The sequence below is a fragment of the Binatus soli (SeqCode) genome, assembly GCF_050015535.1.
Classification (GTDB): domain Bacteria; phylum Desulfobacterota; class Binatia; order Binatales; family Binataceae; genus Binatus; species Binatus soli.
The window spans coordinates 23,182-37,028 of sequence record NZ_JBEKBF010000007.1; the positions used below are offsets into that span (position 1 = coordinate 23,182).

Sequence of the window (13,847 nt, forward strand, 5' to 3'; positions counted from 1 at the left end):
GATTAACTTCCAACAGGGACGAAGTCCCGCATCCTGTCTTTACCATTGGGTGCAGAGGTCACCCCGGCCGATTCGCCCATTCGCGCACATCGACGAAATGCCCTGCAATCGCCGCCGCCGCCGCCATCGCGGGGCTCACCAGGTGCGTGCGCCCGCCCTTGCCTTGACGCCCCTCGAAGTTGCGATTCGACGTGCTGGCGCATCGCTCGCCCGGCTGCAGCACGTCGGGATTCATCGCCAGGCACATGCTGCATCCCGATTCGCGCCACTCAAAGCCGGCTTCCGTGAAAATTCTGTCCAGCCCGAGGCTCTCCGCCTCCGCCTTGATCTCCTGCGATCCCGGCACGACCATCGCCCGCACGGTCGGCGCGACTTTGCGTCCCTTGACGATACCGGCGGCGGCCTTGAGATCGCTCAGCCGCGAGTTCGTGCACGATCCGATGAACACCCGATCGATCTTGATGTCCTCGATTCTCGTGCCCGGCCGAAGCGCCATGTAGGTGAGCGCCCGCTCGACCGTCTCGCGCTGCTGCTTGTCGGCAATCTCCGCGGGATTGGGCACGCTTCCTCCAACGTCGGTGACCATCCCGGGATTCGTGCCCCACGTCACTTGTGGCGCGAACGTCGCGGCGTCGAATACTACGCTGCGATCGAACTTCGCGCCGCCGTCGCTGCGGCATTCGAGCCATCGCGCCGCGATTTGGTCGAAGTCCTTGCCGGCCGGAATGTACCGGCGCCCGCGCAGATACTCGACCGTCGTCTTGTCCGCCGCGACCATCCCGGCTCGCGCGCCGCCTTCGATCGACATGTTGCACACCGTCATGCGCTCTTCCATCGACAGCGCCTCGATCGCCGCGCCCCGGTACTCGATCACGTGTCCGGTCGCGCCGTTGGTCTTGATCCTGCCGATGATGCCGAGGATCAAATCCTTCGCACCGACTCCCGCGCCGAGCTTTCCATCGACGCGAATTTCAAACGTCTGCGGTCGCTCTTCCCACAGGCATTGCGTCGCCAGCACGTGCTCGACCTCGCTCGTGCCGATTCCGAACGCGAGCGCCCCGAATGCGCCGTGAGTTGCAGTGTGGCTGTCGCCGCAAACGATCGTCATGCCCGGCTGCGTAAGGCCGAGCTCCGGCCCGATGACGTGCACGATCCCCTGCTCGCGCGAGCCGATATCGAACAGCCGCAGCCCGAACTCCGCGCAGTTGTGTCTGAGCGTCTCGATCTGCAGTTTCGAATCGGGATCGGTGATCGGCTTGCTCCGATCTGTCGTCGGCACGTTGTGATCCTGCGTGGCGTAGGTCCGATGCGGCGCGCGGACTTTGCGCCCCGAATGGCGCAGGCCCTCGAACGCCTGCGGCGACGTGACCTCGTGAACCAGGTGCAGGTCGATGTAGAGCAGCGACGGCTCATGCTGCTTTTCGCGGACCACGTGCTCTTCCCAAATTTTCTCGAACAGGGTCTTTGCGGCCATTGCGTTTCCAACTCCCGCCGCGTCGGATCTGCATCCGGCCGCGTAACAATTTCTAAATTACTAAAAGAGCGCCGTTGAAGCTCATCAGACCGCCGCCGCTCGCCGCGCACTTTTCCCGCGCGAATAACCTTCGATCCGATCGGACAGCTTGATCGCGAACGCGCTGAATGCGGCCAGCTCGTCGCGCGAAAATCCCGTCCAGATCGCCTCGATCGCCGCCTGCCGCGAGGCGCGCAGCTCGCCCAGCGTTCTGCTTCCCTTCGCCGTCAGCTTGTAGCGCCGCTTCCTGCGGTCGGCCCGCCCAATCGCGGCCGAGACCAGCCCGCTGTCGAGAAGCTGGCGCAATATTTTCGACACCGCCGCCGCCGAGCTGTCGCGGCTGCGCGCGAACATCGACGGAATAAAATGCTGGGTCGAGATTTCCTCGAGCACCCGCCACTGCTCGATCGTGATACCCGCGTCGCGCGCCAGCACCTCGCGCCGGCGCTCGAAGATTTCAGCCAGCGCGGTCATCGCTTCGATCGCGCGGAAGATGGGGTCGCGGCGTCCAACTGCTTGCATCAGGCAAGATATTAACCATAGTTAAGCAATCTTTGCAAGCGGCGCGCCACTGCCGGGAGTCAGGTCATTTGATCCGCCGCGTCGGCGCGGCGCGCTCGGCGCGCGCCAGCCCGCGCGTCACGGCCTCGTCGCCGAACTTCTTCGCCACCGAATCCAGCGCCCGATTGAGCCGGTCGCGCTTGCGATCGCGATCGTCCGCGGGCCCTGTGTCGAACAGCCCGAGCTGCGCGCTGTCCACGCGCTCCAGCTGATGCACCTGCACGCCGACGAGACGGATTTGGTCATCCCCGCCGACCTTCGACAGCAACTGCGTCGCGACGCGCGAGATTTCCGGCCCGTCATTGGTCGTGCCGTCCAGCGAGAAGCTCCGCGTGATCAGTGGATAGCGCCCGCCGCCGAGTGGACGCGCCAACTTCAGCTTCAGCGTCACCGTGCGCGCGCGCACCCCGTCGGCGCGGAGCCGGCGCGCCAGTGCGTCGCCATGCGCGATCAGAACCCGCCGGATTTCATCCGAGTCGAGCGCCAGGTCCTGCGCGAAAGTATTTTCCTCGCCGTAAGACTTGCGCTGCCAGTCGGCGATTACGGGTCGCGTGTCGTTGCCCGACGCCAGTTCATGCAGATGCGGTCCCATTGTGCCGAACAGGCTCTTCAACTCTGCCGGGTCGCGCCGCGCAAGGTCGCCGACTGTCTTGATCCCGCACTCATGCATCCGCGCGAGCGTCACCCGTCCGACCCCCCACAGCCTTTCGACCGGCAGCGGGGTCAGAAAATCGCGCAATTCTTCCAATTCCACCGCGAGCAATCCGTCGGGCTTCGACATGTCGCTCAAAATCTTCGCCGCCATCTTGGTCGGCGCCACGCCCACCGACGCGACCAGCCCGGTTTCTTCGAGCACCCGGCGCTTGAGATCGCGCGCCGCGTTCAGCGGCGGCCCGAGCAGACGCTCCGTGCCGGTCAGATCGATGAAAGCCTCGTCCAGCGAGAGCGGTTCGACGATCGGACTGAAGCTCTCGAATACGCGGCGCACCACCCGCGAGATTTCCACGTAGCGATCCATCCTGCCCGGCACAAAGACCGCCTGCGGACACAGTTTGCGCGCCTGCCCGGTCGGCATCGCGGAACGCACGCCGAATTTGCGCGCCTCGTACGACGCCGACGTCACGACCCCGCGTGCGCTGCGCCCGCCCACGATTACCGGCAGGCCGCGCAGGGCAGGATTGTCGAGCACTTCGACCGACGCGAAGAACGCGTCCATGTCCGCGTGCGCGATCACTCGCGGCCGATGCGCCGCGCCCTCGGCTCCGGGATCTCCCTCGACGCTCACGGCCGCGCCATCATCGGAGTCTTATTTCGGCGTCGAGAGTTTGGCGAAGATCGTATCCGCGGCAGCCTCGCCGCTGCGCACGCAATCGGGACTCCCCACGCCGCGATAAGCCGCGCCCGCGATTGCGAAGGCGGGAATTGGAGCGACGAGGCGCTCGATCTCGGCGACCCGCGCCAGATGCCCGACGTCGTACTGCGGCATCGCATCGGGCCATCGCCTGACTACAGTGATTCCCGGCGCCGCGGTCACGCCGAGCAGTGCGCGAAACTCGTCACGCACTGCGGCGATCATCTCGTCGTCGCCAAGGTTCATCATTTCGCGATGCAGCTCGCCGCCGATGAACGCGCGCGCCAGGATTGCGCCCGCAGGTGCGCGTCCCTCGAACTTGAAGCTCGAAAAGCTGGCCGCGATTATGCGCCGATGCTCGATTGCCGGCACCACGAAGCCGAATGCGCGCGGAGGACCCTCGAAGTCGCTCTCGCGAAACGTCAGGTTGACCGTCGCTGCCGATGCGTAACTGATCCCACCGAGCAACTTCGCAGCCGCGGGCTCAAGCGGCGACACGATGCGCGCGGCCGCGTACGCCGGCGCGGCGCAGATTACCGCGTCGGCGTCGATCGAGCCGCCACCGGCCAAAGCGAGCCGCCATCCGTCCGCCGTTGGCGACATCGCGATAACTTCCGCTCCCGTGCGAATCGACCCGCCCAGCCGCGCCGCGATCGTCTCGGGCAGCGTCGCCATCCCATTCCTGAAGCTCTGGAACAGGCTCCATCGCGCGCCGCTCACCTCCGGACCCTTCGACGCCCGCGCCCGCTCTGCCGCGCGCATTCCCTTGAACAGGCTGCCATGGCGCCGCTCCATCTCGACAAAGCGTGGTATCGTCGCCGTGGTGCTGAGCCGTTTCGGATCCGCGGTGTAGATACCGCCCGCGAGCGCCTGCGCAACGCGATCGAGCACCTCGCGCCCCAGTCGCCGCGTCACGAATGACTCCAGACTCTCGTCGTCGCCGCTGGTTCGCGCCGCGATGAATGGTTCCAGGGCCATCCGTAATTTTCCGAGCGGCGAGAAAAGCGGACTTAGAAAAACCGGCCCGAAATGCGCCGTCGCGAGCATCATAAATCCCGCCGGGACCTCGACCAGCCGCCCCGCGCGCACCACGAACGTCTTGCCGTAGATCTCGCGAGTCGGAATCAGTTCCGCGCCGAGACCAAGCCGTCGCGCGAGCTCGGCGGCCGATGTTTTTTCCGACAAAAATGAATCGGCGCCGGTCTCGATTACGAATCCGTCGCGGCGAATCGTCTCGAGCGCTCCGCCGCATCTCGCGCCGCGTTCCAGCAATTCCACTTCAAGCGGAAATTCGCGCGTCGCCGCGAGCTCGCGAAGCCGATACGCGGCGGCGAGACCGGTGATTCCCCCGCCTATTACCGCAACCCGTTTGATATGCGTGCCGGAGTCCGTTTGAGCTTCTCCCTCGTTCGATCCGTCAGCCGCGCGCGTACGGCGCGATTATCGAAGCCATCATCTCGATAAACAACGGATGGTCCCCGACGGTCGGCGCGCGCTCCATCCTGATTCCCGCCTCGCGTGCGATTTGCGCCGCCTCGATATCGAGATCGTACAGCACTTCGACGTGATCGCACAAAAAACCGATCGGCACGACCACCGCTGCCTTCGCGTCCAGGCTCCGAAGCGTATCCTTGATGTCGGGTTCGAGCCACGCCTCGCGCGGACTCCCGCTGCGGCTTTGATACGCGAATTGCCATGTGCCGATCCCAAGCTCTGCCGCGATCATCCGCGCCGACTGCGTAAGCTGCCCGACGTACGGCCCGGCCTGCGCCATCGCGAGCGGAATACTGTGCGCGGTGAAGATCAGCCGCGCGCGCGATCGCTCTTGCTCGTCCAGTCGCGTGTACGCCTCGCGCGTGCGCGACGCCACCGCCGCGATGAACAGCGGATGGTCGTGCCACGGCTGGGGATATACGAACTGGGGCGCCGCTTCGCTCAACGCAGCGCACGCGTCGTTGACGGTTGCCTGGTATCGCTCGAAGCTGGCTTCGCTGCGATGCGCCGCCATGATGAAGCCGAGCACGCGCCGCGATCCACCGTCAGCGAGCGCGCGGACCGAGTCGGCAACATACGGTTCCCAGTTGCGCATCCCGACCGCGACCGGCACGCACGCGCCTTTTTTCGCAAGCTGCTCGCGTAGCGCAGCCGCCTGCCGCATCGTGAGATCGTTGTACGGCGAGCGCCCGCCGAGAAGATCGTAGTGACGCACCACCTCCTCGTAGCGCTCGCGCGGGATTGGCCGCCCGCGCAGCATGCCATCGAGAAACGGCCGCACCTGGTCGGCGCGCGTCGGTCCGCCGAATCCAATCATCAACACCGCGTCGCACCTTGCCTTCGCGGTCATAGCGTCAGCGCGCGCTCATCTCGTGAACCGCATCGACGAGCGCGATTACGTGATCGACCGGCGTATCCGGAAGTATTCCGTGGCCGAGATTGAAGATATGTCCGGGGCGTCCGCCGGCCTGATCGAGAATCGCGCGGGCGCGTGTGCGGATTTCGGAAACGTCCGCGAACAGCGCGATCGGATCGAGATTGCCCTGTACCGCCACGCTGTAATTGAGCCGCGCCCACGCGTCGGCGAGACTGACGCGCCAATCGAGACCTAAAACGTCGCCGCCCGCCTCGCGCATCAACTCGAGCAGGTTTCCGGTCACGGTTCCGAAATGGATCACGGGCACGTCGGCGGGAATCGCCGCGATCACCGAGGCGGTATGCGGCAGCACGAAGCGCCGATAGTCGTCCGGGCCAAGGCTGCCGACCCAGCTGTCGAAAATCTGGACGATGTCGGCGCCCGCCGCGATTTGCATCTTCAGATAATCCGCCGTCGTGCGCGCCAGCCGCTCCATCAGGCGATGCCACGTTTCGGGCTGCATGTACATGAAAGTTTTGGTCGCCTGGTATTGGCGCGACGAGCCGCCTTCGATCAGGTACGACGCGAGCGTGAACGGCGCCCCGGCAAATCCGATCAGCGGAGTCGTCGCGCCGATCGCGCGATGGACCAGCTTGATCGCGTCGCCAACGAAGCCGAGCGCCGCCACATCGACGGCCGGAAGCCGTTCGAGGTCGGCCTCGGTGCGAATCGGGCGATCGATCACCGGCCCGTCGCCTTTTTCGAAATGCAGCCCGACTTCCATCGGGATCAGAGGCAGCAGGATATCGGCGAAAATGATCGCCGCATCCACCTTGAGCCGCTCGACCGCCGTGACGGTGACTTCGGCGGCCAACTCGGGCCGCCTGCACATCTCGAGAAAATCATGACGCTCGCGAACGCGCCGATACTCCGGCATATAGCGGCCCGCCTGGCGCATCAGCCAGATAGGAGTGTAGGGGGCAGCTTCGCGCCGGCACGCCTTGAGCATCGGATGGTCGGCGAGGGGAGACCGCGGCGCGTTGGAAATCGCCCTGCGCCGCGGATTTGGCGCCGCACCCGCTTCAATTCGATGCGTGTCAGCGCGGTTCGCGATGAGAATTGAAGCCGCTTGCGCCGCCGCCGCTTTAACCAGATGGCCGAGCTTCGAATGCTCCGGCTCGAAGTCCACGCGGAGCCCGTAGGCGCGAATCTGCTCCGAGCATACCGGCCCGATCGAGCCAACCGCCATGCGCGCGAATCCGCGCTTGACGCCGTCGCCGATTCCCTCGGCCTCCGCGAGCTGAATGACGTTTGTGACCTGGTTCGAGCTGGTGAAGATAGCCACGTCCGCCGCGCCCGCCGCAATCGCGTTCAACGCCGCCCGTAGCGGCGCGCGATCGGCCGGCAGCGTCCATCTATAGACCGGAACAATCGTGACCCGGGCGCCGCGCGCCTCGAGCCCCGCGGTCAGCTCGTGATTGGAAACTCCGTATTCCTGGATCGCGACGCGCTTGCCCTTGAGCTCGATCTTTGACGCAAGCGTGCTCAGCACTTCGCGCCAGGTATTCGGTTCCGGCGCGACTATCGAGGGTTCGACCCCAAGATCGCGCATCGCGCGAATCGCTTTCGGGCCGCGCGCCACGGTTGTGATTGCGGCCAGGGCAGCCGCTATCGACGCCCGCTGATGGCGCGTTTCCATCGCCTGGAACAGCGCGCGCGTGCCGACGCCGGTCATAAAAATGACCACCTCGAATTCGTTTTCGCCGGCCAGCAGGCGATCGGCGAAATCCAGCGCCGCGTGATTGTCCTCGAGCGGCACCTCGCGCATCGCCGGCGCGACTATCGCGACGCCGCCGCGCCGCTCGATCATCGTCGCGACTTCCGCCGCCATGCGGCTCTCGAACGCGACGACGCGAAGTCCGCCGAAGCCGGGCGTGATGTCTGAGGGATTCGATTCTGTCTCTGGGTTCATCTGAAGCTGGGGGTGTCTCAGGAATTGGATTCGGTCTCTGGGTTCATGGCGAGCAACAAAAAGCCGTATGGTTAATCTTGCCGCGTGCACGATAGCCACGTCCACTCCCCCGCCGCCTGCCTTTGCGGTTTGCGGGGCGCGCAGGACGGGCGGGAGAAACCGCATTGCCCGTTTTGCGATCGGTGTGTTACCTGTCGCTCGTGGAAGAGGAATCAAACGTCACGCGGAGAATCGAGATGACTATGGCAATGCGTATTGGAACGTGGCGGTTGGTCCTGTCAACGATAGTCGCATTCGCCGGAGTCGCGTGGATCTCACCGCCGGCGCGCGCGCAGAATCCGCTTGCGCCGGTTGCGGTGAGCGTGGCTGAAAGCGCACCAGTCCCCGCCTCGCAGATTCCCAAGGAAATTACCAACGCGATCAACTCGCCCGATCGGCCAGCCGCGGACAAGGCGCTCGACGCAGGACGCAGGCCCGATCAGATCATGGCGTTTTATGGAATCAAGCCCGGGATGAAGATTGCCGATATATTCGCGGGCGGCGGGTACATGACCGAGCTGTATGCGCGAATCGTCGGATCGACCGGTACGGTTTACTCGCAGAACGGTCCGTTCCCTGAGCAGTTCAAGAAAATCGAAGATACATGGAACGAACGGCTGAAAGAGCCGGCGCTCAAGAGCGTCGTCAAGGTCAGCAAACCCTTCGATGCGCCCGACCTGCTGCCAGTGCCGCCGGAGTCGCTCGACGCAGTGATCATCCATCTCAACTACCACGACATGGTCGGCTTCAAGCTCAATCGCGAGAACGTGAACGCGGCGGTGTTCAGGGCGCTCAAGCCAGGCGGGATTTACGGGATCGTCGATCACAGCGCGCAGCCGGGCGCCAACAATACGGTGACCACCACGCTCCACCGAATCGACGAGAATTTTCTAATCAAGGATGTGGAGAAGGCGGGCTTCAGGCTGTCCGGAGCGTCGAGCGCACTGCGCCACCCTGAAGACGATCGCACCTGGATTGTGTTCAAGCATCGCGGTCAGACCGATCGCTTCATGCTCAAGTTCACGAAAACGCCGGCAATCGCGGCGGGCGAAAAAATCCGCTAGCGCGCGGCGGACAGTCGTCGCCGCGGGAACCGCGGGCTCTGCTAGTACGGGCTTTCCTAATGCAACTTAATTCCCGCTTTTTGCCCCGGCTGCTCGTATGGTAGTATTCTGATTCAAAGGCTTCGCGCAATCATGGTCAAACCATCGCTCCGTCAGTCGTGCCTGCTCGCGTGCTTCGCGATTGCTGCCGGACTATTCTCCGCTGCGCCTTCTGCGCTATCCGCCGGGCAGCCAGCGCGCCCGCCGCGCCCGGTTACCCTGCATGTCAACCTGCAGAATACTGGCCAGACGGTTGCGCTTTCGGTCGGGCAGCAACTAGTCGTGACGCTTTCAATGCGGCCCTACGATGACAATTACTGGTATGTGTCTCACAATTCTGGCGGGGTCCTGAAATTGATAGGGGGGCCTGACGAGCGACGCCCGCGAAATTGGACACCTTGGATGTACAGCTCGCAGGTGTTCTACTTCCGGCGGGAATCCCCGGGGACCGCACATTTGGTGCTGGAACAGAGTTATTTTTCGAGGCCGATGGTGCTCAAGGTGGTCGATCGGTAACTGCACGGCCGAGCGATTGCGAGCTGAGGCCATCGAATCGTACGTGCCCGATCAATGGCATCATCATGCGGCGAAGCTCAAGAAGTGGCGCGAGACGTTCGCAAGCGAGTGCGTGCTAGCCGGCTTCTACGACGACCTCGAGGCGGGCGCGCAAAAGTACCTCGATCCGATATGCGACTTTAGCGCAATAGTGCGGTTCCTTGTTCCGCGGCTACTTCTCGGAGCGAATCCTGTTCATCGCCCGCGCCGGCCGGCTCCATCTGGTTGATTCCTGGAAGTATCAACCCGGCGCCACCTACGAGCAGTCGCTCTATGGCAGCGGTGTTCAACTCGGTGCGCGAGCGCTTCGATCACGAGATCCAGGTGGGCATCGTCGTGCTTCATCGCGCGGCTGGAGCGCCGGTAGTCGCTGAGCAGCTTGGAGCAGCCCAGCCCTCGGCGCTGTGGAGGTTGCCGAGGCTGAGAGTGCTCGTTGACAATCTCGGCAAGTTGCTGCGAGTCTAAAGCAGGATTCAAAATGGGAATTCCAGGCAAAAGGAGTGGCTCACCAAAGCCTGCGAAATGTTATGGTTGGGGGCAGGCAAAGGACGCTACCGCCGATTACCTCAAATTAGTCCCGGAACTCGGCCTGGACAGGAAGCTCTGGCTGTGGGCGGAGAACTATGCCCGGTATCACGCCGGCCGGGCTTTATGGGACGTCGATTTCTTAACCCGCAACTATGAATTTTCAAGGTGCCTGAATATCGGGGGCGCACCCTTCGTTTTTGAATACCTCATGAAGAAGGCGCACCCGGAAATGGAAGTCGTGAGCGTGGATTTGCATCCGAACCGATTTCGCCACGTAGAGCGAGTACTCGGGATAAAGGTCGCGCAGCTTGATGTGGAGCGGCCGTGCCCCGCCGCGGCGAAGATGGTCGGACAATTCCAGTGCGTAGTGTTCTGCGAGATCTTCGAACATCTTCGCATTGATCTTCTAAAAACGATGTCGTTCATCAGGAGCCTCTTGGACGAGGATGGATTTATGTATTTGACGATGCCGAATGGGATCGGCATCGATGCGTTGCGCAGGATTATACGGCACGGCCGCACAGGCCCCGATCCGATAACAGAGTGGTCCAAGCTGGATAATCTGGGGCACATGGGGCATGTCCGGGAATATTCGTACACCGAGCTTCGGGATGTTCTAGAGCACTGCGGCTTCCAGGTTCAACGATATCTGTATCGGGTAAGATTTAGTTCTTCAAGGCGCCGGGATTGGCCCCTGCGCGTGCTCACACGTCTCAGGCCGAAGCTGGGAAATGAAATAGTTGTTGTTGCTCGCTTGGCCAAGACGAACCAGTCACGCTACATGAGAAACGAAGAGGCGCAGCGCTGAATCGCGAATTTAGGCCATTGCACCTTAAGCGCCGCGCTCAGCCCCAGATTGCCATCAATGACCGCCAGCACCGGAGCGCCGAGATTACGGGTGGCCAGCGCGCGCACCGCCTCGAGCCAGGCTTGCTCACTCTCGGCCCCGGGCAGCAGCAAATCGCGCACCACGCGATGGCCGTTGGTGCACACGCCCAGCGTGTGTGCGCGGAGGTCGTGCTGGCGCTGCGCCAACGTGGCAAGGGCTATAGCACCCAATGGTCGACACCGCACGCTGGCCGCGCTACTCTCCACACGGTCCGCATCGTGCGAATTGCGTCCGTAACATCGCAGTGAATGACAGTTTTGGTACAGAAGGTCCGGTCGATTAGGAAGTCTAGCCTTTCATTCGCAGGTACCGCTGTTTCCCGATGGCCGCATACAAAAGGGAAACACGGGAAAATCCCAAAATGCCCCATGAAGCGGTAGGCCAAGCGGCACCATCGGCTGAGGCGGCGCCAAAGATGAACGCCGCGGACGCAAGCGATCACAGCGCGGAGACCCCTCAAGAACTCGGAGGGGCTGTACTCAAGACCTTTTTCACCGGTCTTTCTTGGACCACCGCGGCGCGCGGACTCAGCTCAATTGGTGCCGCTCTGCGGTACGTCGTCTTCGCGCGATTGCTCAAACCGTTCGACTTCGGCGTGATCGCCAGTGCGACATTGATCTTTGCAGCAATCAATGCCGCTACCGATCCGCGCATAGGATCGGCGCTCGTCCAGCAAGAAGATGAGATCGACCCCTATCTTGACACTTTATTCACGACCTCCGTCGTCCGAGGCCTGATTATTGGATTGATACTGGTTGTGTTCTCGCGTCCGCTGGGCGCCTTCTTCCATCTGGGCGACGCTTACACGGTTTTCTGGGCTATAGCCGCGCTTCCAATCCTGCAATCGATTCAGAGTCCGCGCCTAATATCTCTATACCGGCGTCTCGACTTCCATTTTATGACCATCTTGAACGTTTCGGAGGTTGTGGCGAGCCTAATATTCGGTCTTATGGCTGTGCTCTACTGGCGGGACTGGCGCGGTATCGTATTCTCGATGTTCATGGGCGGCGCAGTGCGGGTCGTTTTGACTTACTGGCTGTTTCCTCATTGGCCGCGGCTGGGTTTCAGCATGGCTCGCGCGAAAACCATGCTTTCGTTCGGATTGTGGGCCAGCTTTAGCGCGCTATGCGATTTCATTTCAAAGCAACTCGACAATCTGGTCGTAGGCCACCTGCTCGGCCCCAGCGCGCTCGGCAACTACCAAATAGCCTTTCGCGCAGGTGAGATGCCGGTCGCGGAATTTACGACGGCCGCTTCCGTGGTGACGTTTCCGATGGTGGCGCGATTGCGCAGGGATCGCCACGCGAGAGCGCGCCTGTTCTGGTCGGTGAACGCGGTTGTGGCCGTGGTCGGGCTGGCGTACGTCGCATTCATTTTCGCCTTTGGCGCGAAGACCGTTCTCCGGTTATTCGGACCAGCCTGGGTTGATGCGGTTACTCCGCTCAAGGTTCTGTGCATTTACGGCCTCCTTCAGGGCTTCCTAGTGATCGGGCGAACCTTTCTCTACGGTCTGGGAAAACCGGAACGAACCGCCATTATGTCGGCTGCCCGCGCAGGGGTTCTAGCCATCGTGATCTATCCATTCACAGCATGGCACGGGCCCACCGGCGCCGCGGCCGCAGGCGTCCTATCGATTTTGGTCTCACTGCCGATAATGGGCTACCTGCTGCAGCAAACGGATTAGGCAGGTGAGATGAGGTCCTCCAGCACGGCGACGGCGCCATCCACGCAATCCGGACGGGTGCAGGCGAGTCACGTTATCTCGAATTTATGCGATCCACGACGCGCGAGAGCGCCCTCGATATAAGGTTTTCGCGGCTCGGAACAGTGAAATAGGTAGACACACACCGAGCGCCCTAAAGAGCAGTTCGACGTTGCCGGTCTTTGCAAAGCCGATGAGACAAGTGTTTATAGCCGGAAGTCGCTTTCCTCGTTTGAGGTATTCCCAGCTCATCCCCTTCGCTATCTGTGTTATGCCGGTTGAAATTGCAGCGAGTGCCTCGGTGTCTTGAGACGAGATGAGCGACCGTTGGCTACTTAGGAGTTCGCACGCGACCGTGAAATTTCGCTTGATCTCCTTCAACTGCGCCGAATCAGGTGTGGTTCTTCTCACACCAAGGGGACGGTCCAAGTAAGCCAGACGGTTCTGTTTTGCAAACCGAAGCAGAAATTCCCAGTCCTCGCCCCATACCCAACTGTTGAAGCCACCGCTTGTTTTGAAAGCGAGCTTGTCAACGATCAGTGCTGTGGGCTTGATTGGAACTTCTTGGAGTAGCAATAGGTGTAGTTCGCGATCTGGTATGAGTGTGCCTTCGGGGTAGCTTCCGCCCGCAAGCCATGCCAGCATCCGGGCCGAATGAGCGCGCACGAACGAAGGCCTGACCTCATCGCCACTGCGCCACTCAAGATCATGAAATATTCCCCCGACTTCTGGATGGTTGCTGAGAAAGGTGAGGCAGGACGAGAGTTTGTCGGGTGTCCAAAGGTCATCTGAGTCGAGAAATGAAACGTACTGAGACGTGGCCTCCGCGACGCCACGATTTCTTGCCATCCCTGGGCCCGCATTTGCTTGCTGGATGTAACGGATCCGCGAGTCCGAGAAACCACGAACTATTTCAGCGGTGCCATCGGTTGACCCATCGTCGACGATAACGAGTTCGAAATCCCCCATCGTCTGGGCAAGCACGCTCTCTATCGCCTGGCTTAGAATGTGGGCGCGATTGTAGGTCGGAATTATAACCGTGACCTTGGACATTTGGTCGTCCCCCCTACCTTAGAACAGAATAGGCCGCGCGGGGCAAGGCCCGAACGCGGTCCCTCGAATCTTAGGGAAGCCGGCACTGAGGGCAATTCGGTGCTGTCCAGTTTTGGACAGTATCGGCAATTCCATGTCGCACCTTATCTCAACTTTCAACCGCTCTTGAAGCAGCGGAGAACCTCGACCAGCTCGCTCGTCAAGTGAAATGTGTCATCGGCGTGAAGAGCG

13 protein-coding genes are annotated in these 13,847 nt (G+C 62.1%); 5 read left to right on the plus strand and 8 right to left on the minus strand.

The genetic code is table 11. The features are described 5' to 3' along the window. Positions 1-58 precede the first annotated feature (58 nt). The 6 genes from leuC to hemE all read right to left on the minus strand — a co-directional run bounded on the left by leuC (position 59) and on the right by hemE (position 7,747). A complete protein-coding gene (gene leuC, locus ABR989_RS06815) occupies positions 59-1,474 on the minus strand; it encodes a 3-isopropylmalate dehydratase large subunit (protein ID WP_428126871.1) in 1,416 nt (471 codons plus the stop codon). Between the two features lie 84 nt (positions 1,475-1,558). Further along, positions 1,559-2,035: a MarR family winged helix-turn-helix transcriptional regulator gene (locus ABR989_RS06820; protein ID WP_428126873.1), complete on the minus strand. Its 477-nt coding sequence runs from the start codon at positions 2,033-2,035 to the stop codon at positions 1,559-1,561. A gap of 64 nt (positions 2,036-2,099) precedes the next feature. Next, entirely contained in the window at positions 2,100-3,359 is a 1,260-nt protein-coding gene (gene dinB, locus ABR989_RS06825; protein ID WP_428126875.1) for a DNA polymerase IV, read from the minus strand. 21 nt (positions 3,360-3,380) lie between these two features. Then, positions 3,381-4,799 (minus strand): protoporphyrinogen oxidase, encoded by a 1,419-nt coding sequence (gene hemG / locus ABR989_RS06830; RefSeq protein WP_428127146.1) that lies wholly within the window; start codon positions 4,797-4,799, stop codon positions 3,381-3,383. 43 nt (positions 4,800-4,842) lie between these two features. Then, positions 4,843-5,769, minus strand: coding sequence for a ferrochelatase (gene hemH / locus ABR989_RS06835; RefSeq protein ID WP_428126876.1), 927 nt, complete (start codon positions 5,767-5,769; stop codon positions 4,843-4,845). Positions 5,770-5,773: 4 nt separating this feature from the next. Further along, complete coding sequence (gene hemE, locus ABR989_RS06840) at positions 5,774-7,747, minus strand: uroporphyrinogen decarboxylase (RefSeq protein ID WP_428126878.1); 1,974 nt, start codon at positions 7,745-7,747, stop codon at positions 5,774-5,776. Between the two features lie 242 nt (positions 7,748-7,989). Here hemE and ABR989_RS06845 point away from each other — a divergent pair, with 242 nt between their 5' ends. The 4 genes from ABR989_RS06845 (at position 7,990) to ABR989_RS06860 (ending at position 10,780) form a co-directional block, all read left to right on the plus strand. Next, the gene (locus ABR989_RS06845) at positions 7,990-8,850 is read left to right on the plus strand and encodes a class I SAM-dependent methyltransferase (protein ID WP_428126880.1); all 861 of its coding nucleotides are present in this window, start codon (positions 7,990-7,992) and stop codon (positions 8,848-8,850) included. Positions 8,851-9,421: 571 nt separating this feature from the next. Continuing rightward, positions 9,422-9,673, plus strand: coding sequence for a hypothetical protein (locus ABR989_RS06850; RefSeq protein ID WP_428126882.1), 252 nt, complete (start codon positions 9,422-9,424; stop codon positions 9,671-9,673). 44 nt (positions 9,674-9,717) lie between these two features. Next, entirely contained in the window at positions 9,718-9,909 is a 192-nt protein-coding gene (locus ABR989_RS06855) for a hypothetical protein (RefSeq protein WP_428126884.1), read from the plus strand. A 13-nt stretch (positions 9,910-9,922) separates the two neighbouring features. After that, positions 9,923-10,780 (plus strand): methyltransferase domain-containing protein, encoded by an 858-nt coding sequence (locus tag ABR989_RS06860; protein ID WP_428126886.1) that lies wholly within the window; start codon positions 9,923-9,925, stop codon positions 10,778-10,780. Here the strand turns inward: ABR989_RS06860 and ABR989_RS06865 are convergent. Then, on the minus strand, positions 10,750-11,007 hold the full coding sequence (locus tag ABR989_RS06865; protein ID WP_428126887.1) for a transposase: 258 nt from the start codon (positions 11,005-11,007) through the stop codon (positions 10,750-10,752). The genes ABR989_RS06860 and ABR989_RS06865 overlap by 31 nt on opposite strands. A 269-nt stretch (positions 11,008-11,276) precedes the next feature. Between ABR989_RS06865 and ABR989_RS06870 the strand changes: the two genes are divergently transcribed. After that, the gene (locus ABR989_RS06870; protein ID WP_428126888.1) at positions 11,277-12,545 is read left to right on the plus strand and encodes an oligosaccharide flippase family protein; all 1,269 of its coding nucleotides are present in this window, start codon (positions 11,277-11,279) and stop codon (positions 12,543-12,545) included. 84 nt (positions 12,546-12,629) lie between these two features. Here ABR989_RS06870 and ABR989_RS06875 read toward each other — a convergent pair whose 3' ends face one another. Continuing rightward, a complete protein-coding gene (locus ABR989_RS06875) occupies positions 12,630-13,616 on the minus strand; it encodes a glycosyltransferase family 2 protein (protein WP_428126890.1) in 987 nt (328 codons plus the stop codon). Positions 13,617-13,847 lie beyond the last annotated feature (231 nt).

Excerpts from the sequence above, each read along its gene's own strand:
- leuC (WP_428126871.1), bottom strand. The coding sequence starts at position 1,474 with ATGGCCGCAAAGACCCTGTTCGAGAAAATTTGGGAAGAGCACGTGGTC.
- ABR989_RS06820 (WP_428126873.1), bottom strand. The coding sequence starts at position 2,035 with ATGCAAGCAGTTGGACGCCGCGACCCCATCTTCCGCGCGATCGAAGCG.
- hemH (WP_428126876.1), bottom strand. The coding sequence starts at position 5,769 with ATGACCGCGAAGGCAAGGTGCGACGCGGTGTTGATGATTGGATTCGGC.
- hemE (WP_428126878.1), bottom strand. The coding sequence starts at position 7,747 with ATGAACCCAGAGACAGAATCGAATCCCTCAGACATCACGCCCGGCTTC.
- ABR989_RS06845 (WP_428126880.1), top strand. The coding sequence starts at position 7,990 with ATGGCAATGCGTATTGGAACGTGGCGGTTGGTCCTGTCAACGATAGTC.
- ABR989_RS06855 (WP_428126884.1), top strand. The coding sequence starts at position 9,718 with ATGGCAGCGGTGTTCAACTCGGTGCGCGAGCGCTTCGATCACGAGATC.
- ABR989_RS06860 (WP_428126886.1), top strand. The coding sequence starts at position 9,923 with ATGGGAATTCCAGGCAAAAGGAGTGGCTCACCAAAGCCTGCGAAATGT.
- ABR989_RS06870 (WP_428126888.1), top strand. The coding sequence starts at position 11,277 with ATGAACGCCGCGGACGCAAGCGATCACAGCGCGGAGACCCCTCAAGAA.
- ABR989_RS06875 (WP_428126890.1), bottom strand. The coding sequence starts at position 13,616 with ATGTCCAAGGTCACGGTTATAATTCCGACCTACAATCGCGCCCACATT.